The sequence below is a fragment of the Massilimicrobiota sp. An142 genome (assembly GCF_002160725.1).
Classification (GTDB): Bacteria; Bacillota_I; Bacilli_A; order Erysipelotrichales; family Coprobacillaceae; genus Allocoprobacillus; species Allocoprobacillus merdigallinarum.
This window is the reverse complement of record NZ_NFLD01000087.1, coordinates 1-857: the sequence shown is the minus strand read 5'-3', so window position 1 is coordinate 857 and position 857 is coordinate 1. Positions and strand designations below refer to the sequence as shown.

Genomic DNA, 857 nt, shown 5'->3' with positions numbered 1-857 from the left:
GCAAGAATCCTCAATGCAAGAATGAAACTGTTTTCTAAGATAACAGATTCAATCATTCAGATGAACATGGAAAGAGGATTTGACTTTCCATATCATTATTTTTACTGTGCACAGGAGATAGGCTATATAGTACAGTATCTTATGGAAACGATGATTAATGATGATATAAAAATGGTATATGGCAGAGGGAAAAGAAAGACAGAAATTCAAAGATGGTATGACCTGTTTCTTGGATATTATACAAAGCTGGATGAATATGAATTCTGGCTTTTTATCATAGGAAATGATAGAAACAGCTGTTCTAAGATAGATCATGATGCGACGATGTGTGCAACTAAGATAGATTTTTACTGCAATACGGGATTAAGCAGACCATGCTATAATGCACAGATTGGTGTCAGCGATGGCATTATAGTAAATGCAGATCTATTCCAGCGACCAGGAGATACCAAGACATTCATACCATTCATGGAAAGATATAAGGATTTCACAGGAGAGCTGCCACTTTATCCAATGGCAGATGCAGCTTATGGAAGTTACGACAACTATATGTATTGTTTGTCAAATGGAATGAATCTCTACATGAAATATGCAATGTATGCCAAAAAGAATGAAAAGGAATTCAGGAATAAAAAATTCAACACATTGAACTGGGAAAAAGATGGAAAAGGAAATAGGATATGTCCAAACGGTCATGTATTTGATCAGAATATAGGAGATATTTATGATGAAAGAGGAGAATATCTGCAAATCAAACAAAAAATGACAAGTGATGAAGGTTGCGAAGGCTGTCCATTCATTGATGAATGCTGTAAAAACAAGAAACATCAGAAAATCCTGACAAGAGATGCAGTGCT

General features: G+C 35.1%; 1 protein-coding gene. It reads left to right on the top strand.

Annotated elements, in window-relative coordinates; all coding sequences use genetic code 11:
* Window positions 1–857: transposase (locus tag B5E87_RS14800; protein ID WP_143746921.1), on the top strand; the 857-nt coding region annotated here is incomplete at both ends.